General features: G+C 55.6%; 10 protein-coding genes. All 10 read right to left on the bottom strand.

Features of this window, described 5'->3' with window-relative positions; genetic code table 11:
• Nucleotides 1-135: 135 nt before the first annotated feature.
• The 10 genes from B3Y70_RS16390 to B3Y70_RS16435 all read right to left on the bottom strand — a co-directional run bounded on the left by B3Y70_RS16390 (nucleotide 136) and on the right by B3Y70_RS16435 (nucleotide 23560).
• Nucleotides 136-2958, bottom strand: a complete 2823-nt coding sequence (locus B3Y70_RS16390) for a DEAD/DEAH box helicase (RefSeq protein ID WP_273031024.1) — start codon at nucleotides 2956-2958, stop codon at nucleotides 136-138.
• Complete coding sequence (locus B3Y70_RS16395; protein ID WP_273031022.1) at nucleotides 2951-4399, bottom strand: EH signature domain-containing protein; 1449 nt, start codon at nucleotides 4397-4399, stop codon at nucleotides 2951-2953. The genes B3Y70_RS16390 and B3Y70_RS16395 overlap by 8 nt, the downstream gene beginning before the upstream one ends.
• Nucleotides 4396-5178, bottom strand: coding sequence for an OmpA/MotB family protein (locus tag B3Y70_RS16400; RefSeq protein WP_273031020.1), 783 nt, complete (start codon nucleotides 5176-5178; stop codon nucleotides 4396-4398). The genes B3Y70_RS16395 and B3Y70_RS16400 overlap by 4 nt, the downstream gene beginning before the upstream one ends.
• On the bottom strand, nucleotides 5175-6881 hold the full coding sequence (gene zorA / locus B3Y70_RS16405; protein WP_286896807.1) for an anti-phage ZorAB system protein ZorA: 1707 nt from the start codon (nucleotides 6879-6881) through the stop codon (nucleotides 5175-5177). The genes B3Y70_RS16400 and zorA overlap by 4 nt, the downstream gene beginning before the upstream one ends.
• 187 nt (nucleotides 6882-7068) lie before the next feature.
• Nucleotides 7069-7287 carry an antitoxin Xre/MbcA/ParS toxin-binding domain-containing protein gene (locus B3Y70_RS16410; protein WP_273031016.1) on the bottom strand — a complete coding sequence of 73 codons (219 nt, stop codon included), beginning with the start codon at nucleotides 7285-7287 and terminating at the stop codon, nucleotides 7069-7071.
• A gap of 50 nt (nucleotides 7288-7337) precedes the next feature.
• On the bottom strand, nucleotides 7338-8573 hold the full coding sequence (locus tag B3Y70_RS16415) for an McrC family protein (protein ID WP_273031015.1): 1236 nt from the start codon (nucleotides 8571-8573) through the stop codon (nucleotides 7338-7340).
• Nucleotides 8570-11224: an AAA family ATPase gene (locus tag B3Y70_RS16420; RefSeq protein WP_273031013.1), complete on the bottom strand. Its 2655-nt coding sequence runs from the start codon at nucleotides 11222-11224 to the stop codon at nucleotides 8570-8572. Before B3Y70_RS16420 ends, B3Y70_RS16415 begins: the two co-directional genes overlap by 4 nt.
• On the bottom strand, nucleotides 11221-15459 hold the full coding sequence (locus B3Y70_RS16425; RefSeq protein WP_273031011.1) for an Eco57I restriction-modification methylase domain-containing protein: 4239 nt from the start codon (nucleotides 15457-15459) through the stop codon (nucleotides 11221-11223). Before B3Y70_RS16425 ends, B3Y70_RS16420 begins: the two co-directional genes overlap by 4 nt.
• On the bottom strand, nucleotides 15456-18311 hold the full coding sequence (locus tag B3Y70_RS16430; RefSeq protein ID WP_286896801.1) for a helicase-related protein: 2856 nt from the start codon (nucleotides 18309-18311) through the stop codon (nucleotides 15456-15458). The genes B3Y70_RS16425 and B3Y70_RS16430 overlap by 4 nt, the downstream gene beginning before the upstream one ends.
• Nucleotides 18308-23560 (bottom strand): DEAD/DEAH box helicase, encoded by a 5253-nt coding sequence (locus B3Y70_RS16435; RefSeq protein WP_288590130.1) that lies wholly within the window; start codon nucleotides 23558-23560, stop codon nucleotides 18308-18310. The genes B3Y70_RS16430 and B3Y70_RS16435 overlap by 4 nt, the downstream gene beginning before the upstream one ends.
• Between the last annotated feature and the right edge of the window lie 39 nt (nucleotides 23561-23599).

Consider the following 23599-nt stretch of genomic DNA (forward strand, 5'->3'; position numbering starts at 1 on the left):
GTCAAAATAAATGGCCATTGACACGCAAGAACAGCTGCGGCAACCACGCCATTCTGGGCAATAAACCCCACGCGAGAAATCATCTATCTTAAAGCCGGTTAACAGTGAATCTGCATCTATGTCAGCCTCCAGGCTTCAAATATTACCGAAAGTGCTCCGGAACAGTTCGCCAAGCTCCTCTTTTGTTACTTCTGGGCTAGCCAATACATTGTGGCTGAGCTCCCTTTTCCGGGTAAGAAGTTTGTGTAGATTTAGATCAAAGCTATGTTCGCCAGCATCGGGATGGATGGCGAGTGGATAATAAACATGCACTTCATCATGTGCCTGCCCAATACGGTACACCCGGTCGGTGCATTGATCTTCTACAGCCGGGTTCCACCATCTCGAAAGGTGAATCACGTGGTTTGCTGCTGTAAGAGTTAGCCCAACGCCTCCGGCTTTGGGCGAGATCAACATTACATCAAACTCGTTAGGCAACCTGGTTTGGAAATCATCGACCATTTTTTGTCTTGCCTGGGAGTTGATTTTCCCGTTGATGCGCAAGGGCGGCATGTCCAGACTATATCGGCTCGTCAGGTACGGTATCAGGGCTTCCTGAAGGTTAATGAACTCGATAAAAATCAAAGCCTTCTCGCCTTTAGCTTTGATCTGATCAAGAACCCTCATTGTGGCTGACAGCCTTGCGGAACTTGCGACCAATTCATTTGTAAGGCCTTTTTCTGAAAGATCGCCGGCTAACAGCGAAACTTTTCGCAGACTCTGAATTGCCTCTAGCATTCCCCCTGCACGGCCTTTGTTCTGCGCCCCAACGTTCATGGATTCGGAGTAGGCACCAGCCTGTGCTTCTGGCATATGTTCCTTTATTACATGCTCACGGCGCTCAGGTAGGCCTCTCAGGTGCTCATCTTTCATTCGGCGAAGGATGGCCGGAGGGCTGACTTGCTCTTCGAGTACCCTGCGGAGTTCGCGCGCCCGTTCCACTTCGCCTTTTTCTTCTGCTGGTTTCTGGTAAACATTGCGAAAGTCTTTAAGAGCGCCCAAAAGGCCGGGATGTGCGGCATCCATGATAGACCAGAGATCTTGTAGGGAGTTCTCTACAGGTGTGCCCGTAATTGCGATAGTAAAATCGGCTTGGAGACTCTTGGCCATGTCAGTCATTCTAGAAGCCGGATTTTTGATTTTCTGGGCCTCGTCCAAGGCAACTACGGCCCAATCGACGGGGAGAAAATTATGGATTCGGTCTCTTAAGGTTTCATATGTTGTAAGTACCCAGTCGGCTTCTCGCAATGCTTGAGTCCGATGGTAAGAGCCTTGCTCTTCTAAAGCCTTTAAATCTTTACCATAGGCACGAATGAGTGTGCCAAGCCCTGGCGACAATAGATGAGTTTTTTCCTCTTTCTCCCAATTTTTCAAGAGTCCCGTTGGGGCAACAATCAAGAAAGGCTTCTCATCCTGCGCGCCAGATTCCATCTGTTCCTTCAGCCATGACAAAAACGTAAGCACCTGAAGGGTTTTGCCCAAGCCCATATCATCCGCGAGTAGGACCCCAGGCATACCCTCAGCCCAAGATGACTGAAGCCAATGGATACCTTGTTCCTGGTGGGGGTAAAGTGTTGTCGTTTTTAAAGATGAGGGCAGGCCCCCAGGGCTCACTGAAGTCGTGCGTTTGTTGGCCGTAAAGCCTAGCTCTTCCAAATTATCGATTAATACTGGAACCAATTCCTCGGGACCGGTCTCGCTCTCATCTTCAGTCTGCTTTGTTGCCGGGTTGGATGATTTCTTTTCCGTGAGTCTTCGCAGAGCTGCTTGAGACTCCTCGCTCACCGGAATCGACTGTCCAGAGTAAGTAACGGTTTGTTTTCCCTCAGCTCTGGCTTGCTCTATCTCTGCAACGATTTGAGGCGCATCGTCGAGCGCGATATTGAAGTAGTTATTGTCAATTGACACGCCAACAAGCTGTTTACCGGAAAAAGCAACAACATCTTCAGGAATCCATTCCATTTCCTTGTTGGGGACATAAGCACACAGTTTGGGCTGCCACACCCCCAGGCATTTAATGCGACTGCTTAAGAATTGCTCTTGTTCGAGGAAAAGGGAGTCTATGATCTTCTCGTCTACGGTGTCTTTCAGATGATCCTTTAGGACAGCATGCGGGTTTGCAATAAAAGCCTGCCGCTCATTCAGGGGACTCCGTTTGATCTCTCTAACTACTTCTAGGGCCGATCGGGTTTCCTTGGGCAGGGTTACGTACCAGCCACCGCCCAATGCATAGTGGCCGTTGACCTTTTGTCCTTTCGCAAATCTTTCAGAAAAAGTCTCTTGGCTAGATTCTGGGAGAGCTTCTGATGGCTCGCGGTCTTCATCACGTTCATCAGATGCATCGATATTGGAAATGGTCAGTAGAACAGGATCAAAATCAGCCCCTGGCTTAATATCCAGAGTGAACGCATCGCCCCTAACAAGATTGATTGTCTGAAGCTGACGGTCTACTACGGAGCCCTCAGGCAAGAGGTCGCGTAGGTCACACCAGCGTGACATCCTTTCATCCATTGTAGAGGCAGCCGAAAAGCTTGAGGCCTTCTCCAACACCTCATAAAGTGGATTGAGGAGAAGATATTCACGAGAGCCCGACTTAAAAACGACTCCATCCCTTCTGCCGCCTGTAACCGGCCGGCCATCAGACCGAAGTAAACCAACCAATAAGCGGAACCCCTCTGTAGCGATGGCTCCTTCGCCGCGAACCTGGAGTCTGAAAGGTGCTGCCGGGGGTAGACCAAGCTGCTTTAATTCCCAGGGAGCAAAACTGGCAATGCGAGCGTCAGGAACAAAAATGCCCTCTGCAGTGCTCTGGGCTTCATCTTCTGCAACAAGGGCCCGTAACAAAGGCTGTTCAACGTCATTCTCGACACGGAACAAAAAACCACCAAACTTTCTGAAAACCCGCGTTGTATCAGTCATTCGGCATCAAGCTCCTTAAGCCCATTTTGATCCCAGTGCGCCGCTTAATATAGTTGGCCAAGCTTCCCTGCCAACTCCCGGTAGCTGCTGAATGGTGGATCTGTTCATAATCCGATCCAGTAACAAGCTCTTGTCTTTGGTATTGCTTTCGATAGAACTGAGGCACTTGTTCATCGTCTGCCAACCAAATCCTGCATTTCGCAGAATGGCTCCACTCAACCACAACCAGTGACCCCACCCGCAAAATCAAGACGGCATGATCTGGACGGGCTCCATCGCCGGACTTAAGATTTCCATATCGAATAGATGATGCTTTTAGGAACTTATTCGCATCCTCCCGAACCCGGTACCCAATCGCCACCCATGCATCGGTAATAAATCCACCCCTCAGATAAGCCTGCCAAAATGCGCTGCGGTAGCGCCATTGCCGGTCAGCATCCTCATAGAATTGGCTCTGGTGATCTAGCAACCGGAAAAAGTCTTCCAGAGTCTCCTTTACCAGCCAGCGTCGCAACACTGCCTGAGCTGTGTCGGAAACCCTCCGCCAGTTTGACCTGTCCAGTCTTGGGTCTCCCCAGTGCTGAATAAGGAAATTCTTGAGTAGGTGTTGAATGTCCGGTTCCGGATCATCCTCAGCAAATGGCAGCAGCAAATTTTCAGCTAGCTCGGACTGGTCTCCCGCAGAGCTTCGGAAGAATTTTCGGGCAGATGTGTCTACGAAGTGAAAGTCTAATACTCGGTCCAATTCGCGGATGGTGAGTTGTCGTTGACTTAGACGACGACGGGTGCTCTTTCCAATGTTTAGTGCCGTTTCCCTCAAGTAGCCAGCGCCGGATAAGCCAGCACCCATGCCAATTTCCTGTATAAACTCCGCGGCGCTTTTGGATGAATGCACAAAGCTCTCAGATAGTACCTCCGGGCCATCGGGTTCGAGTAACCGATACTTATCCACCAACATTTTTTGCCGTTCTAGTTTTGGTGAATCGCCCCATTCGATGGCTTTTTTGCATAATTGCCGCAGTTTCTCCTGGTGTTGGTTTGATTCACCAAAATTGAAAAGATAACTGTGTACCAGAGCTATGACGGCTCTTGCCCGAAAGCGAGTTCGGCAAATTGTTTCATACCATTCCAGCAGTCCGGGTTCCGCGATTAAGTAGGAACCAGGATTGGCTTTTGGGCTGGCGAAAAGGGCCCACGCACTCAATCTCAAAGCTCTTGGCTTAAAGGACCAAGTATCTGGCCCTCCCGTGTAGTGGGTCCAAATCTTGTCGGCAACAGCTTGAATATCTTCCTGCTGGGGAAGATCAACCTCTACCGCGTTTAATAAACGCTTTATGTAGATGTTAGCTGCGGCTAGCTTCGACTCACTGAGGATAGGAGGAGACATTCCGATTCGCTTGCGCAGCGAAATATTGAATCGCCCTTTCAACTCAGCAGTCATTCGCCAGACTCCGCACTGATATTTTTGAGTACTTCCGGTGCTGAGGAGTCTGGAGTTTCCATAATAAAGCGAAGGTCGATTCGACGGTTTCTTGGATCGGCTGTCGGGACATCGTGTTCATGCCCCGGCACGGGCCGAGAATCACCGTATCCCGTTACACTGAACACGGGCTGATTGCGAGTGTTGAAGAGCGATGCCAGCCCGGACGCGGCGACTAGAAACTCACGGTATGTTCGTATCGCTCTCTGCGCCGACAAATCCCAATTATGGTCCTCACCGTTTCTTAGCATCGGCACATTGTCGGTGTGGCCCTCAACGAATACGGATTCGAGAGTATGGAGAGTTTCAGGGGCACAATTGAGCGCACTTGCTCTGGCATCTGGCAGGGCTGTATAGCATGGCAAAACGGAGTTCAGCACCGTAGCGATTAGCCTGGCGTTTTCTGTTGCTTGGCCACGCAGTTCAGAGCTTGCCAGCTCAAACCGTATGGCCCTTTCGTCAAGTCTTAAAACGCCTTGCTTGTAGTCAACGGCAACTTCGATATCCCGCGCTTCGAGCTCCTGCTCTATTTCTTTAAGCATTTGCTCTCGGAGGTCCTCAAGACCGGTGTATCGCCCGAGCGTATCCTCAAGCTCGCTGTGCGCCTGCTGAAAGTTCAAGACAAAAGCCATCAGTGTAATAATGAATACAAAGAGCAAGGCAGACATGATGTCTGAAACCGACATCATGTAATTTGAACTTTCGTCCTCCGTAGCTCTTGAACGTGCCGGGTCCATCATGTGCGCTCAACAACCTCTTCGCTGAACTCGGATAGGACATCCTCTAGCTGATTAACAGCACCAGCAAGCTGCTTCACAATGCTTGCCGTATGTTCATCCAAGCCCTGCACATAGCTATCAGTAGCCTTCGCGTAATCGGATAGCCCGTCTTGCAGAGAATCAAAGACTTTCGCCAAGGATTGATCCACCTCAGCAAAGCGCTGTTCGTAGTTGTCCCACAGTTGGCGAGTCTGTTCCTGCGCTGCCACGACCGTTTGATTCGACTTTTCAAGCCGCGTCACTGATTCTTCAATTCCGGTACCGGCCGTGCTTAGTGTAGATACAGAATCCTGAATACCTGAGCCAACGGCATCTAAGTGGCCAATCACATCGGAAATGGCCTGATGTGAGCGATCAACACCCTCAAGTAGCTCGGACATTTGTTCGGCGAGACTCTCCGAGTTGGAGGTCAAATCACGCATAGTTTCGATAGTACTTCGGAGATTGCCAACAGAGATGTCGAAGCTCTCCACAATATGCCGCATGTTACTGGTGGTGGTTTCAGTGGCCGAGCGAAGCTCTTGCGTCATATCGGCAACTGTTTGGCTGATTTCAGAGACGAGGTTTCTCACGGCATCTGCCAGTTCTTCGTTCAATCGCCGACTACTCTCACGGAAAGTCTCAGAGAGCGATTCGATAGTCTGCTGAGATTCAGCCTGCATGCGTTCGTGGTTCTCTGACATAGCACTGATCTGGCTCTCCAGCGACTGGCCCATGGTCTTGACCGTCTCAGCAAACGCTTCCATTTCTTTGCCGGCAGAGGCAGAAATGGTCTTCGAGAACTGATCAACTATCCCGCGTAGAACCTCTTCACTGGCATTCTGCTGCTCGGTCCTTAAGGCATGAATCTCTCCATACAGAGCATCCAGGGCGGGAGTGAGGCGGCTCGTGACCTGAGAGTTGAACTGCTCACCAATCTGGAAAGCCAGATCATTGGTGAACTGAGTAAGTGTGTTGGATTGCTGCCTCAACTCCAGCAGGGAATCATTGGCCAGCTTCTCAGGGGTGACTCTTTGCAGGCGTTTATCAAGTGCTTCCACCCAATCACTGCATGTTTGATCGAACTGGTGAATTCGGTGCTTCTCCCAGTAGGAGAACATCAGCGAAGTGGCAAGACCAAATATTGACGTCATAAAAGCCAGCCATGCCCCGTTCAATAGAGAAGATAAGGCCACCTGGGCTTCTTCGATATCGCCTGAAGCCAGGCCGCCGCTGGCCTGTGAAATGCCGTAAACCAGGCCGACGAAAGTGCCAAGAATACCGGCGCCGGTGAACAAATTTGGCAGGGTGTTGTAGAGCCGAAGGTTAAGGCGTGGCTCCAAAAGGGTGTAACGGTTGAAGAAGCGGTCGGGAGATGCCGTGTTTCTCACGGAGGGCGCATCATCTTCCATGCCGAACTCGGGAAGGATCAATGTCTCGGTGAATTCGTGCCAAGAGTGCCGTAGAACGGGGCTTTCGCGAAAGCTCTCATCCAATTCATCGAAGAACTCTGCAAACCCCTCTTCGGTTTCGCACTTTTGCTCTAACAGAGCATGTCTCTCTCGGAAGTCCCGAAGGAGGGGGCTAAATCGACGATGAAATCTAAACGTTGCGATTGCGCCCCATGCAAGTATCGCGAGGCAAACCACGACGGTAACTTCGTGGGATAAGATCTCTGCAGTCACGTGAGAAGCGGTGTCCAGAATCACTTGTAGCATGCTATCCATTGAGCTCGCAGTCATTGTTGGCATTTGGTTTTATACTTATATTTCATGTGGATGCAAGAGGGTTTCGCTTCCTTCGGTGTTGGTCAATATCCGTAATTTACTTCCAGAGTATCTCTAACAGCGTCGTGACAAATGGGCACGATTTCTATGTCCATACCCCGTGTTCGAGCCGGCCGATAATGTCGAGTAGCTGTTGGACTCGCTCGGGGGTATCAATGTAGTGGATGGGAATCTCGGTGCCGATCGCAGGGAGAGATGCAGAAAGCCAGAGTTCGGCCCTTTCCTTGTCTCCCTCAAACAGTTCTATAGCTGCATTAATGACTTCGGTGTGAAGTTCATCTTTAGTCTTGGTTTCCTTCTTCATATCGGCTTCTCCGATCATTAGCATGAACGCTGTAGTCTTTGCATCGCTTTCTACATGAATTCCGCTACGTTTCGAACCGATAGCGAGAGCCCCTTTCCATCTAAAGGCACTGCGAGAACATTAAGTGTAACGGGGCGAGCAAGGTTCAAGCTCATCTGGTACTCCCCCCGAAAACCCGATTGCTCCGGATACAATAGCATCACCTGGTCACAGCGGTAGGCGCTAGCATAAGTACTCAGTTGATAGAGATCTGCGGAGGAGAGAGAAGCCAGAGGGTTACTGGATTCCAGCAGTTTCCACTTGGTGTCCAGAATGGCTACCGGCCGGTTCAGGTCATCCAATAAGCTGATATCTGGGCGCATCAGAAGCCGGCCTTTGCCGGAGTCATCTTCGCCCAGGTACCTGCGTGGACCTTGCTCCATCAGGCGCAGGCCCATCTTTCGGGCTGTTGGCCTAAGTTTGACGGCTACAAAGCGCTCGAATAGCTGGTTCATGTCGAAGAGCAGGCTGTAAACCTGCTGCTGGCCGGCCCGGGCATCCAGGTACTGGCCGTCAATAAACAGTCGAGCCAGCTCCACCACACTGGCATAGCGACGCTGCATCCGGTTCAGGTCGTCGGCGCGGGGCAGGTGATCGCCTTTGTGAATGACACCGATGCCGCCAAAGCGCATCCGCACACTCTGAATGTGTTGGCGAAGCATGGGCGAGCTTGCCAGATGGGTCATACACAGCAGCGCTGTATGCAGGAGGCGGTTCACGGGAATATCCACCACCAGCTCATTGAAACGGCAAGCCAGACGCTGAGGCTTGAACAGGTTCTCCCGCTGCTGGCGGATCAGGTCAATCCGGCCTCGAACTTGGTCGAGCATATCCTCCACATCCCGATAGTCCCGGAGCAGCCCCTGTTGAAGCTGAGCTTCAAGCAACCTCAAAAAGTGGCGTATGAATACATCCAGAAGTCGGTGATTGCTGGTTCCCAGGCCCGCTTGCTGGGCACTCAGCCCTTCGATGTCGCCGGCGGTATCCAGCATTTCAATCAGCGTGGTGCGCTGCTGCTCGGGTGTCTGATGGGGAAATACCTTCGGCAGAATCTCAATCTGCAGCACTTGTTGAACCTGCACAACACCACAGAACTGCCTGAATTTCACCCTATTGCGGCTCCACTCAAGGCAATTCTTGGGGAGCACACTCTCCGCGGTGGCCAGTGCATCAGCTTCCTGCGCCGTCAGGTCACCTTCATTGCCGATACTCAGCCAGCCATGCTCAACTGCGCTGACCAGTTTCACGCCGGCATTTCCAGTGATTCATAGATCTTACGCAGGGCATCCGGTGTGATATCGCCTGGCTGCTTCACCCGGAAGTCAGGCTTTTCTGGCATATCCACGTCCGAGCCGGCAAACAGCAGCCCAGGGTCTAGTAGCTTGCGGGTAATAATCTGATGCTCCGCCGGCGCGGTGTCGTCCGCCAGTACTCTGCGAATCTGCTGCCAGTCGTCGTAGAAGTATTCCGCCAGCATGGGGATGATGTCGTAGACCATCGCGTGGCGCAGGCTGTCGATATCCTTCACCTCCATAAAGTACGCGTGACCGAAGGTTTGATCCCGGTGCAACAGATAACGCAGGCGCAGGTTAATGGCACTCAGCAAGTCGCGCAGGCTCAGCAGGCCTCCCTCGCCATCCGGTATGTAACCATCCCCCTGGTTGCCGGTTATCTGTTTGGGCTCTGGCATTAGCTCTATGAAACGGAACCGTCGGCGCAACGCTGCATCCATCAGCGCAATCGAGCGGTCGGCCGTATTCATGGTGGCGTAGATATCCAGGTTCTTCGGCACACCAAAGCGTTCACCAGAATAGGGCAGCGTAATCTCCATGCCGTCCACCAGGTGGCCTTCCTCATCCCACCAGGCCCGTTTGTCGGCCTCGATCAGGGTAATCAGCTCGCCAAAGATACGGGAGATGTTGCCCCGATTTATTTCATCAATGAACAAAGCGTAGCGTTGAATCGGATCTTGCCGAGCCCGGTTACAAAAAGCTTTGAACAGACCATCTCGTACTTCATAGCTGATGCCGCCTTCGGCGGTGGTTTGGGGCCGGATTCCTTCCACGAAGTCCTCGTAGCTGTAAGACTGGTGGAAGGTCACTGTCAGGTGGCGTTTGATCCGCGTTTCCTCGTTTTGAGGCCCTGACTGCAGTTTCTTGAGCTGCTCGCGCAGGCCTTCCCCGGCTTCCTCCCAATCGCCGGCGAAGATCCACTGTCCACCGGGTTTCTTGTCAAAGATAAGCGGAGGCTGGCGTTTATCCGGTGAGTAGTTGACGGTTTCCGATTCCATTACCGTGTGGCTCTGCAATGCAGCCCAGCACTGGGCGCGGAGGTTATTGCTGCCAACACGGCCTTGCACCCGAGTCTTTGCCTTGAAGTAAGGGTGCAGCAACAGTTCGTTGACCGTTGCACTTTTCCCCTTCTGGGTCAGGTCTGCGAGGGCCAGCGCCACGGCCTCCCACCAGGACGTATTGGCCAACTGCTCCTCCAGCCATTCGCCCGTTGAGACCTGGCTGGCGGCCCGTTCGTATTTTGGCTGGATGTGATTACGCCAATGATGGGTTTTGCCTGTGCCGGGTGGCCCGTAGAAAATCTGATTCACCGGTCTGCCGATATTGATGGCCTGTTGCCGAGACGTAGGCTGATTAGCCTCTATCACCTTTACAGGCGGCAACTTGTTCCAGAGGCCCGCCACGAGCTTCGCGGACCTGGGTTTGATTTCGATACCAGAGCCTTGCGGTGTCCAGTTCTGGCTATCCACAGTGCCGGCTTTCAGGTCCGCCAGACTGATGTAGGGCTCTGCCTTTGGATCTCGCAGATCGGTCAGTGTGATGTCCACATATAGTGCTTTCTCGCCCTTGTCCGCCAAATCCGAGTCGTAGTGGGCATCTTCATAGGGTTCACTAGTCACTGTGCCACGGGCGACCAAGCCTTTCGGCTCTTCACCCAGTCTCACAAGGTAAGCGGTGTCGCCCTCTTTTAACTGCTTGGAAGCGGTGCGCCAGGGTAGAGTGACGTTCTCCCCACGGGCCACCCGAAGCCGGTCATCCTGAAAGGACTTCCACTCCCAGTTCTCCGGGTTCCAGGCCATTAGCCATACCCGAGGCGAGGGGCGCCATTGGTCGACCCAGGGTGAGGCGTAGAAATCAACGCCTTGCTCCTCCTGCTCTTCCAACTGTTTGCGTATCTCCAGCAGCGTTTCATCCACTTCCCGGTTGCTCATTGCCTTGAGCTTGGCTTTGGGTAGGTCGCCGAGCACCCGGGCTATTTCTTTTTTGTCACTGCCCACGGATATGGACTCAAAGTGATCTGGAAAGAGCAGGAAGCAGATGATATGGCGAAACTGTCTTGCCTTGGCATCGGGAATGCTTTCCAGCCAGTCTGCAAAGGACCAGGGACTTTCCAGTGTCTGGCGTTGGGCCTCGGGTGCCAGGGCCTTTAAAGCTTTCATTATTTCGATCAGGAACACTAACTCACGCCACCGCAAGGTGTTGTAGCCAGTACCTGTACTCCCTGCTCCTGAGAGGGTCGCGTCTTCCAGTAGCCAGCTTTCTGTTAGCGTGTCGCCGGATAATTCCCAGATATTGCGCACCAGATCCCGCTTGGTACCGGGCTTGATGTTGGTGGAGAACAGCAGCAACAACCAGTTCAGCTCTGCCATCAGTTTGATGGCCTCGGGGGAGGCATCCGACAGCTGTAGCGCCAGTTTGTCGAAGTAACTTTCATCGCCTTCCTGGGGGTTCTGGATAAAGCGTTGATCCAACTCCGTCAGCTTGTCAGTGCTCCAATACTTGCCATCACCCAGCAGAGGGCCGTCATCCAGGAGGCATTGGTCCTTCCAGAGCTGGGCGGCCTCAAGCAGAGCTTTGATGTCATGACGGGAATTGTACTGGCTCATGACGGAGTTCCTTCGGTTGCGGAAAGTTGATCAAAGGCTTCCAGTACCCGGCGCTGGGTTACGTATTCGCTGTGCTCGGCGATTTCCTTGCGCTTGAGGCCAGGGAAGGTGACGGATGGATAATCTGGCCCCATCACCTCGGCGGGGTCGAGGGTGTAGCGCAGTTCGTCCCGAGTTAGCCCATACAGCCTGGCATAGTAGGCATCAAGTTCGCAGCGCAATTGGTGCCGGCGGTCTGGGTCCCAGCCGAACGGCTCGCCATCGTAGCCCAGGTCGCGGGCGAAGGGCGCGAGATCGTGGCTGGTGTAGGTGAGTTCTAGAACACGTGGGGTGATGTAATCCAAGTCCTCTTCACCGTAAGCCTCTGGTGGGAGTATCGGAAGCTGTTCCATGTAATAGAAACTAAAGTTGACGCCACCGAGCTTCTGCCGGGCAACCCAGTCAGTGACAATCGAGTTCAGCGATGCATATAGAGCTGCGTAGCGAGATGGAGTGGCCTTGGGTTTCATAATGAACAGGCTGTCGCCAGCAGCGGTAAGGTGAAGCAAGCCAGAGATCAAAGTGCGTTCGTCATTGGAGCGGGCATTCCGCCGCCATCCGATCAGGTACTTAGGACTTCGACTCTCCAGCCGACCTTCTACCAGCGAAACGTAATTCTGTTGTGCCGCAAAAGCTGATAGCCAGTCATCCAGCTCCGCATCGGTCATCGGATGATCTTCAGCCATTTTGCGGGCCGCCAGGCCATTTTTGGTGAACTCGGCGGTTTGGAACAGGTTGCCGGTGGTGCCGCGCTTGGTTACTTGGCTACCCAGCAGTTGCGAGGCTTCTTCAAACTGCTCTCTGATCAGCAGCTGGCCCGCCAACCATTGGCGCAGGCCTTCCTCCAACTTGGCGGTGTCCTGCTTTTTCAGGCCATCCAGCACAGCACGGGGCATATCGGCGGTGCGCAGCAATACCTCACGCTCTTCCACCCAGTACCGGGGAAGCGGGGCGTAACCAGACTGCCGTTTTTCCGCTACCGTCGTGTCGCGGGTGGTTTCGCCGTCAGTTTCGTAGGTCGCAAAGCGGTGGTCGTAGTGGTGCACCATTTTGGCTTCGTACAACGGCAGGTAGCGGGTGCCATCAAGGTGGAATTGGTTGCCTTCGAGCTGGGCGCCTTGATCGTCGAGTTGCTGATAGGTGCGGAACAGATCGCTGTCGGCGGACATGTGGAACATCGCCTGGAACTTGATATTCCAAGGATTGGTTTCAGGGTTCTCCTGCATCAACACCGGCGCTTGGCGATACAGCTTACGAGTCAGCTCCGCGTCTTTTTTCGCCCGGAACACCGGGCAGGTGCGGGTGTTCGGGTTGATCAGTGCGAAGTCTTCCGGAGACAATTGGAACAGCCGCTCTTGGTCGTCCAGGTGCTCAATCCGGGTGGAGAAGAACATCAGGTCCGCGTGATCAATCTGATCAGCGATGGTTAGAAGGCTGAATTTGTAACTACGGTGTACCCCTTTGAACAGTCCTTCGCGATTCTCGAAATCGAACAAACTGGCCAATCGCTTGCCGGAAGCCAGGGCTTCAAAATAAGCCTTGGTGCTGTCGTCCGTAGCAATGCCTGTAGGAACGATGATACCGGCTCGGCCACGGCTGGCGGTCAGGTTCAACGCCAACTCGGCAAACAGGGCATACAGATTGACATCACCGGTACCGGTCAATGGAAAGCGTGTGCTGCCGCGCACAAACTGGCTGGCAGCTTCAGCGGCATGTCGAGCTTCAAAGAAGTCCCGGTGCAGGGCTTGATCATGTTCGCTGTTGCTCGACTCCAGCGCCTGAATCATTCTTCGGCGGGCTGCAGCGTTGGGTGCCGTAGCGATTTCAGGGGACCGGGAGGCGAAAAACTCCTGTTCCTGAAGCTTGATGCGCTCCCAAGGCGGGTTGCCCAGCACCACATCAAAACCTGCGTTGCCCCGGTTGAATACTTCCGGGAATTGCAGTGGCCAGTGGAAGAAACGGTTTTGTTCTGCACGCAGCCGTACTTCCGCTTCCACTTCTGGGCTGAGTTCACCCCGGTGGGCCGCCTTCAGCGCACCGTTATCCGGAATGCGGTTGGCGTAGCCCTGGTTCTTCGGGACAAAGAACGCAGCGGTCCACAGGTCTTCCAATAGTCGGGCGCGACGGGCTTCCTGGCTTTGCTGGGCGGCCTGCCATTGCTGACGCTTGTTGAGCACCTCATCCAGGGATTCTTCCGGTAGTTCCTCCACGGCAGCGAGTTGCTGGGCGTTGATGCGCAAATCAATCGCCAGGGTTTGGGCCTGTTGTTTGTTGGTCTTCTTCAGGTCTTTCAGTAGCGCCTTGTCGTCGCCCTCCAGGGCTTTGAAAGCATCGTCGGGTATGCCGGTTTCCAGCACGGCGGGGTCATACACGCCCACCAAAGCGTTGCCACATTGGATGTGGCTGTCGAGGAAGGTCAGCGGTTTTCCGGGTTCCAGGGCTTCCATCCACAGTGCGGTGCGGCACAACTCCACGGCCATGGGGTTCACGTCTACCCCGAATATGCAATGTTGTACTACCTCGCGCAGGGCGTGCTGGAACTGGGCAGGTGTGGGTTCGCTGCCCTCGGCATCCAGTTGCGCCAGCTCCCGGGCCAGGGTGCGGGTGGCCGCCAGCAGGAAGTGGCCGGAGCCACAGGCCGGGTCTACCACGCGCAGGTCGAGCAGGGCCTGGCGCGGTTCGTCCGGGTTATCCACCAGGCGCTCGCGAATCACTGGTTTGAGGGCGGTATCAATCAGCGACTGCACCAGCACATCCGGCGTGTAGTAGGAGCCGGTCAGCTTGCGCAGGTTGCCGGAGGTGGTGGTGTTTTCATCCAGGCCGATAAAGCTGAACTGCCAGGGCGTGGTGTTAATGGCCGGTACCAGCTCCAGCAGGGCTTCGTACACCGAGCCAAGCTCTTCGGCATCCATATTGGCGTAGTCAGTGGCCACCAGGCTGTTGCTGGTCTCGCTGGGGTGCCAGGTAAGGGCCTTGATGGCTTTTAGCAGTGACTGGTTATCAATCAGTGCGTTGTCGAGGTTGGGGCACTGATCATTGCCAAACAGGCCGCCCAGGGCCGGGAGTGCCAGCAAGGGTTGGCCGGTAGCCAGGCCGTTGATGGTGTGTTGCACTGTCAGCCAGAGATCGTGATGGCGGGCTTCAAAGCGATGGGGCTTGCGGGCCGCCCGGCGCAGCACATCCAGGCTGTAGCCTTCCCGATAGCGCTCCCGGGCCAGTGGGTCACTCCCTTCCGGATGCAGCAGGTCCCGCGCTTCTGCCCGCAGCAGGAAGAGCATGCGATACACCATGCGCAGCAATTCCTGGTAATAGGTTTGAGCATCCAGCTCACGGGATTCAAACTGCTGGCGGAGTTCGTCGTTTTGCGGGTGACGCAGAAAGCCGTTACCCAATGCACCCAGGGCTTCGGTAACACCCACGCGCAACTTGTCCAGCAGCCGCTCGCCCTGTTCTTCTGCCTCGGCGCGCCATTGTTCCAGCCAGCAGTGACTGGGGCTGGTTTCGCCGTCGTTATTGGTGCCCGGCTGAAAGCGGCTGGCGTGGAGCAGCAGCCAAAGAATACGAAACTCTGGCAGCTGTTCCTCGGCAAAGCACGTGGCCAGGTCTATTTCGATATAAGCAGGGCGGGTCATGGACGGGTTGTCCCGCAGAATACGAAGGCGTTGGCCATCGCTGACCAGGCCCCACAGTGCCTGGTCGTTGGCGTTCAGGTATTCCTGCAACAGGCCGGTGGGGCTGCGCCGGCGGCCTTCGTGGCCGAAGCGAGGGTCGGCGGTATCCAGGGCTTTGTCGCCCGGTGCACAAAACACCATGGGTACCCGGCCACCGAAGGCATGATGGGTAATCGGGAAGCCGCGCTCATCGATCATTTGCGGCTCGGAATAGGCGTGCAGGTCGGAAAAGCCAAATACCTGGGTCAGCAGGCTCTGCAGCCAGTGCTGGGCGGCTGAGGTCGGGTTGGCAAGGTCACTGCGCTGGCGTTGCTGGTCAAAGTTTTGCCAGTTGGCCTGGGCAATTCGCCAGAAGCGGCCGATTTCGTCCCGGAGGGTCAGGCCCTGGGGAATGTTGTAGTCTGCTGCGGTTTGCCCCTTTAGCTGCAGGCCTGCCAATTGGTTGAACAGGTCGGCGGGCAACAGGCCGCCCTCCAGAGTAAAAATGCTGTTCTGGTTGGCTTGGGTGTTGTTTGTAGTGCTCAAAACGCTACCTCTGGCATCAGTACGTACACGCCCAGAATATCGGCTGGCAGTTGTGGGTTAACCTGGAAAGTACCGCGGCCCTCCCGTTCTGAATCCCGCACCCTTCGGTGATCTTGCAGGAGTTGTTGGCCATGCCCGCGGGCAATGCCATCCAGAGCCGCTTGTTGTTCCTGAAGACGCTCCAGAGCCTGCTTAACGGCACGCTCGCGCACATCGGGTGTGGTATTTTGTGTCGCATCCAGGTTAAACAGTGACACCGCTTCCTCTGTGCTGAGCTGACGGGGCATCTGGTTGCCTTCCATCACGACGGTGACGGCTTCTTCCGCCAGCATTTCCCGGCGATTGCCTTCCCGCTCTACCACCAGGTTGGTGCGCAAACGCAGCAGGGCGATGATGGTGCGTTGATCCACCTGATTGGTGGTGATGGCACCCGCCCGGCGGGCGGGGCGGTCTGCGGCAGGTAGGTCTTCCGATTCCAGGGCGCGTTCGGCAAGTTCATCCGCCAGCACGGTGACCAGAGGGTGGCTGCGGTGAATGTAAGCCACATCTCGTGGCAACGGTAGCGTAAACCCGATCTGATCCAGTCGGCGGATGCCATGGCCTTCCAGTCTTTGCTGGATGGCTGCGGGCAGTTCACTCCAGCTCATGCGGTAGTGTTGCCGGTGGGGTTGAAGCGGTGCCCGCAATGCCGCCAGAGCTTTGGTGATGAAGCGCTGCACGTCAGCCTGGCTGCCCAGAACCTCCTGCATACGCTGCCATTCCGGCAGCACCTCTTCCGGATGGATGGCTTGCTGGGCAAAGATGGTGCGGTTGCGTTTGGCTTTGTCCCGGGCGCTCTCCCAGCTTACGTCCACTTGCTGTTCTATGTCGTCCAGGGTTTCGACTTCCTCCAGCCCCAGGCCCATCTGGCTCATGCCGCTGTCCAGGCCGCGGGTGAGCAGTACCGTCTGCATGATGGCCTGAGTTACCCGATTTTCGTCTTCGGGCATGGGCACGCTGACCCCCAGTGCTTTGCGGATGGCTTCGGCTTTGCGGATGATCACCCGCAGTACCGCGCCATCTACCGGATTGTTGTCGCCATATAGCATTAGCGCTTTAACCACCGGCGTGCGCTGGCCGAACCGGTCTACACGGCCCTCTCGCTGCTCATGGCGAGTGGGATTCCAGGCCAGGTCATAGTGAATGACGGCATCAAAATGCTCTTGCAGGTTGATACCCTCTGACAGGCAGTCGGTGGCCACAAGAATGGGTGGTTCGTCCTCGTTGGCCTGCGCTTCTACACGCTCTTCCCGCTCGGCCGGGTGCAGCTCACCGGTGACACATTGAACGTTGTACCCCTTGAACGCCTTGGCCAGGTGCTCTGCTACATAATGCGCCGTTGGTATGTAACGACAAAAAATGACGGGTCGGTAGCCCTCCTCAAGCATGGGTTTGAGCCGGGCAATCAGCTGCTTCAGCTTGGGGTCGGCTTTTGGGCCTTGCAGGCTGGCGGCTCGGGCAATCAGTTGTTGCAGCAAAGGCACGTCTTCAACCTGGGCACTGGGTTCCAGGTCGTCCTGGCTTTCGTCACTGCTGTCCAGAATGGTTCTGTTGCCCAGCTCGTCCAGAGTATCGATCGCTTTTGCGGAGTCTGCTTCTGGCTGGGTGGAGCGATCTATCCGGTTCTGGAGTGTTCGAACGGCCGCCGCAGGTGACGAGGATATGCAGCGCAGCAAGGCCAGAGCGGCCCACCAATGCAGGCGCTGCTGGAATTGGTCCAGGTCCTCGGCGCGGTCTACCAGCTCTCTGGCGTAATTAACGACATCCTGGAATAACCCCATCCAGTCGCCTTGCATGCGGTAGGCCGTTTCAGCCACCTCGCGATCCGGGAACTGGGTATTGTCCTGCCATTCGGCGATATCCTGACGGCGACGCTGAACCATATGCTTGGCAAGGCGCCTGCGAATGGGGTTTCGGCTGTCGTCCAGGCGCGTCAGTGTGGCAAATTCCGGATCGAGTAGTCCGAGGAGATTCTGGAAGGCTTGCTCATCGCCGCTGTGTGGCGTGGCTGTCAGCAAGAGCAGGTTGCGAGTAGCCTTTTCAGCCAGCCCTTTGAGCAGGGCATAGCGTTGGTGCCGGCCCTGGCCGCTGCCCTGGGCGCAGGTGTGGGCTTCGTCTACGATCACGAAATCGGGGCAGCTGCTGAGGAATTCGTCCCGGCGACGGTTGGATTTTATGTAGTCCAGGCTGACCACCGTGTAAGGGTAGTGCTGGAACAGGGATTCGCTTTGTAGCAGGCCTCGCTCAAGTCTAGCCGCCGTGTGACGGCTGACAATCACCGGGCGCAGGTGGAATTTTTCGCTCAGCTCCTCTTGCCACTGTTCGCACAGATGGGGCGGGCAAAGCACAGTGAAGCCTTTTACCTCGCCGCGGTCGATCAGTTCCCGCAGAATCAGCCCAGCCTCGATGGTTTTACCGATACCCACGTCATCGGCAATTAGCAGACGCACTACCTCCTGTTTGAGTGCCATTAGCAGAGGCACCAGTTGGTAGGCCCTTGGTTCGAATGCCAGGTTGCCAATGGCACGGAAAGGCCCGGCACCAGCCCGAAGCTTCAGCAGCATGGCATCGCGCAGTAATTGGCCGGACTGCTGGTTACCTTCGCGGGCATCCTCAGGGTGCGGTGCAGGGAAGAGGGCCTGCTCCACGCGCTCAAGTGCCGCCAGCAGTCGGATGCGGTCGTCATCGCCGCTACCCAGGGCCCTCAGGTAAAGGTCGTCACCGGCAGACTCCGGGAGCACAACCCACTCCCGATCGCGCGCCCTGACAATGCTGCCCGGGTTATAGGCGGGTGAGGTGGCTGGTGCATTCATGAGTCGGAAGTCTCCCGTTTAGCTGGTTCAGTCATGGTGCCGAATACATCCGGATGGCTCGCAAATAAGGCGGGCCAGCTGTTGGTTTCTTTGGGGAAGCGCAACACCAGGAAGCCCGCGTCTTCAAGATCCCGTGTTTGTTGCTGGTCGATCATGCGGCGGTCTTCGTGGTCGTGATGGGGGCCGTCTACAAAGATCAGGGCCCGGCTATCGCGGTAGGCGAAGTCCGGCCGTACATTGAACTCTTTGAGGTAAGGCTGTGCCGCATCCGGTTGACGCAGTGAATAGCGCTGGAGCGCATCCAGCCAGGCTTGCTCAAGACTGCTTCCGCTGGCTCGTTTAAGTTGCGCCGCCTGATCCGCTGGCCGATTGCCGCCAGAGCCTGTTTCCAGAGTCATTTCTGTTAACTGGGCAAGCCACTGGAGGGCTTCCCGGTCGCGGCGGTCGATGTTTTCGTGATCTGGTTGGTTGAAGTAGCTGAGGATGCAGCGATAACAGCCCGCCTCACAGCTGGTGTTGGTGTCTTGCCATTGGTCTTGAGGCAACTCATGCCAGGCAACATTGTCATCCGGTCGCTGCCAGTGCATCAGCTCCAGGGCGGTTTCAGCCACCTGGCGCCACGCAGAGGGTTCTGTGGCAAGGCGAGTAAGCACCCCGGCACCGCCTTCGGCTGCTTCATAAAAGAGCAGTGCATTGCGCTCTTGCATGTTTGGCAGGGGCTCTGCCATCAGCTCGCTTTCTTCCAACTGGAAGTTGAGCTCAATGCCGCGCTTGATCGCGTATTGCAGCGTGGCTGCCGTGGTGGGTGACATGGCCAGTTTTGGCCGAAGCACCAGGACATTGCGCCGATCGGTGACGAAGGGAGAAATACGCTGGCGTTGATTCACCGGTTCGTCGGCCTCGTTGTCTTCGTTGCCACCCTGTTCATCGTCTTTCAGCCAGGTGCCATTGAGTGGATCAATCATGAACCCGTCAATTTCTTTATTTTTGCGTCGTTTCCAGCCCAGGTTGATGCGCCAGATGTGGGCTTGTTGCGCATACTCCATCTCAGCGAGCGGGTCATCGCCCTGTTGCATGTTGCTGCGCACAGCTTTCAGAACACCATTCTCTTCCGGGTACTGGAGCGTGGTGCGAAGGTCGTAGCCCTGGCGCATGCGCTCTTCTTCGTCGCAAGTGATGCGGGTTACCGGGCGCGTGGCCACGTTTTCAATGCGGAAAAGGTTGTGCACCATTTTCCCTTCCGACAGTGGTGTCTGGCAGGCCACGCAAAGATCCAGGTCGAGTTGTTCGTTGAAGTGCCCGTAACCACAATGCCCGCACATTTTGGCCTGCTGCTCGGGTAGCTTGGCCTCTGTCACTTGTTGCTGATCCACGGCGCCGAGAATGACCCGTTTAACTCTGTACTGCTGGCCTTCGTGGTAAATAAGACTGAGCGGACCGAATTCCGAAATCGCTAGGAACCGGGGCCGTGACAAGACACGGTTATGATTTTCCCGCCGACTGGTTCGGGTGCCGGGGATAAAGGCCGCCAGCGGCAGGCGGGGGAAGTTGTAGCCTGGAAGGAAACCCTGGCCAGCCAGATAACGGTAGGTTTCAAAGTCTGACTGCCGCTTGCTGTTATCCTGAAGCAGACTGAACTGAATGGAACCTTCCTCCCAGCGCCTTTTTGCAATATCCCGCTCCCGCTTGCTGCTGGCCGGGCTGGTCATCAAGCGATTGGCTTCCTCGATCTGTTTCAACGTGGATCTATAAAGATCGCGCCAGCGAGTGAAGCAATCGTTGAGCCTTGCCATGGCCTGCTGAAGGCGTTTATCTGCCCACCCTGATGCAGCTACTTCCAGCGGCTCCTGGCTGTTGAGCCATACGCCTTGGGCCGGCGCTAGCGCATCGCCGAGCAGCTGCATCAGCCGCTTGCCGCGTTGTTGGGCACCGGCAAGCGCCTTTTCGTTGGCCAGGGAGTCGGCATAGCTCTCACTGATTGGCATGCCCTCTTCGGTTACGTCGATCAGTTCGTTGATAGCGGCTGGTAATCGAGTTCCCGTTTCAGATAGCCAGGTGGCGAACAGGTGACTGCTGACCAGTTCTTCGTTTGCCAGATCCAGCATGGGCGGGGTCACTTGCCCGTGCACCATGCGTCTGGGTTCGCGGAAGAAATATTGGTCGTGGGGGCTTTGTGCAGCGCAATAGGTGACTACCAGTGCTGGCTGGCCAGAGCGGCCGGCTCGGCCGCTGCGCTGGGCGTAGTTCGCCGGTGTTGGCGGAACGTTTCGTAGGTAGACCGTGTTCAGGGAGCTGATATCTACACCCAGCTCCATGGTCGGGGAGCAGAACATAACCCTCAGCTCACCGGATCGGAACGCACGTTCCCGATCTTCGCGGTCTTCTGGATCAACTTGTGCGGTGTGTTCGTGCGCCAGGAACTGGAACCAATCATGGTGCTGATGTTTCAGGCTATCTGCGACAGCCTGGTAGAGCGCGGTGAAGTAAGGGTTGTTGGCAATGGCCGGTGCCAGGGGATCGCGCTCCGGAGTTCCACTGCCACGTTTCCAGACTAGAACTTCCCCAATCAACTGGTAACCGCTGAGCTCTTTATCGACGGTTTCGGCTTCAATCAATCCGTAGGTTTCCAGTGCCTGAAGCAGTGCTTCGATGAGCGCCGGCCAGTTCTTATCGTTCAGGGGCTCGTAAGGAGCATTGCCCCAAATGCCCGGCTTTTTGAGCTCTTGGGCAAGACGGGACCGGCTGCCCAGTGACACGAGGTCGAACTCCCGCCCCTTTGGTCTGCTGCCAATAATGGCGTGGCTGCCTTTGGCCATATCTCTGGCACTGCCAGGCTGCCATTTCTCTGTAAGGTGAGTAGCGGCCAGGTTTACCCACTGCTCGTGCTGCAGGTGGTCCAGATAACGGGTACGGATGCACAGGTTTTTGCGCATGACATCCAGTACCAGTTTGCACACCTGATAACGAACTGCAGGGGTTGCCTTTGCAAGCATATCGGGGGACTTTTCCCAAACGCTGTCATCTTCTGTCAGTTCTGTCAGTCCGTCGTAGGCTATTTCCAACAAACCTAATTGTTCGAGGTTCGGCACTGTGAAACGCCAGCCACGGCGCAGGTCGTGGTATGCCCGATAGCCCAATACGTTTCGCATGGCTTCTTCGGCATCACGCTTGAGCCGGGGAATGCGTTGATCCGGGTTCTGGAGGTAGTCAGCCCGTATGGCTTCGTCGTCACTGTTCATACCCAGGGCATTGAAGATGTGCTGAGCGAGGTCCCGGTCGGTTAGCAGGGCACCGTCCTGCTGCTCTAGCGAGGCAAGAACACCGGCTCTTACCAGCAGGATTTGCATAAAATCATTGAAATGACCGGCCTGGAGCGCAGCATCCTGTCGGTTGTCGCTGAATCCAAGCAGCTTTCTGGCTTCATCCGCCAGCTCATTATCCGCACCCAGAAGGTATCTCAGTGACGACAGGGTAAGCGTGGTAGTGGCCGAACTCCGACCTTCTGCTGATAGAGAGCCAAGTCGGGTCCAGTCCCGTCCGGAGCTATGTGCCTGGCCACAGTTCAGGCAAAAACGAAAACCGCCAGGTAAATAGTAGCCTCGTGCGCCCTCCAGGTGCTGAGCCCCACTGGGCAGGACATGAATCTCCTGGGGGCGGAACTTGGAATAGTAAGACTTTATTTTGGGTGGGTCTTTCTTGAAGTCCAACCAGGTTTCCGGGTAGTCCTCTTCGTTCCAGTGACCGAGCATGACAAAGCCGTAGCCTGTGTCTTCCTCTTCTGCAGACGTTTCCTTGATGTCTCTGGGCTGGAATCCGAGTTCGCCGGTTTCATCATTTTGTTTATGCCAGACAGGGTAGTAATCCTGGCCGCAACTACGGCAGAAATGCACGGTGTAAAAGCGCCGAGAGCGATCACCAGGAACGTATTGTTGGCCATGTAGATCGAGGGTGCGTTTACCCGGCTCTTCGAGTGTGGCGTAGAGGTCGCCTGCACCCGAGATAAACTGGTGCAGGCGGAACGCAAACAGTGGTTTATCGTTTATGTCTCTGGTGCGGTAGGCCAGTAACAGGAACTGTGCGAGGTAACGCTGGCAGTGTTCGGGGGCAAGGCCAGAGGCCTGACTCAGCAGGTCCGCCGCTTCTTCGAGTGTCTTGGGTTTTGCTCGGACCCACATCCCTTCTTCTTTAACAATGCCGAGAGTGAGTTCCACCCAGGCGGCGACAGGGTGCTTTCGTAGAGTGTCGAAATCGATCTGCGCCGGGAGCAGTTGTTGCAGTGCCGCTGCAAGTGCGGCTTTATCCGGCATGTCTCCTGGAATTTGGCGCTGCAAGGTTTCGCCAATGATGTTTGTCGCAGGCACTTTCTGGCCAAACATCTTGGAGGCAACCTCAGCTACCTTGGCCTGACGCTCTTCCCGGGTGCCATCGGTTGCCATGGTGGCGGATGTGCCGATGCAGATCAGACCCAGATTCATCCGTTCCCGAACACGGCGGACTAGCATCGCAACATCGGCACCCTGGCGGCCGCGGTAGGTGTGCAGTTCGTCCAGTACCAGGAACTGAAGCCCATTGGAGTGCCTGATAACTGCCTTGTCCCGTTCGTTCTGCCGGGTCATCAGCAGTTCCAACATCATGTAGTTGGTCAGGATAATGTCGGGAGGATTCTGCATGATCCTTTCCCGCTCTTCCTGGTCTTCCTGACCGGTGTAGCGGGCGTAGCTGATAGGCCGGGTGTCATCGGCGTAGTCAGATAGAAATTTTTCCAGTTCTTCCTTCTGGCTGTTCGCCAGAGCGTTCATTGGGTAGATAACAATAGCGCGAATTCGAGGAGTGGGGTCTTGCTGCTTATCCCGGACGATCGCATCAACCATGGGGATGAAGTAGGAGAGAGACTTGCCCGAGCCAGTGCCTGTGGTCAGAACGTAGGGCTCATTGCGCTGGCAACAATCAATAGCCTCTCGCTGGTGCTTGTAGAGCGTTGCAGGCACTCCAGAGGAAGTGGCGCTCTTGCCGAACCGGAAGATGCTGGCGGTAATGGGCGTGAGGATGCCCTCGGAGGCTAGGGAATCGACGGTGCCCGTGGTGACGTAGGACGGGTTGATCTGAATCAGTGGAGAGGGCCAGTAGCGGCCGCCATCGTATTCGCTGTCCAGGAAGGTGCAGATGTCCTCAGCCTTGGGCTGAATAAAGGAGCGGGTAAAGTCCCGGTAGTCACCGACCAGCTTATCCCTGAATTCAAAAACGTCCATCAGGCTTGGCGCCTCCCTTGCCTTATCATTGGTGCCCCA

It is taken from the genome of Marinobacter sp. UBA5687 (genome assembly GCF_002420325.1).
GTDB classification, from domain to species: Bacteria; Pseudomonadota; Gammaproteobacteria; order Pseudomonadales; family Oleiphilaceae; genus Marinobacter; species Marinobacter nauticus.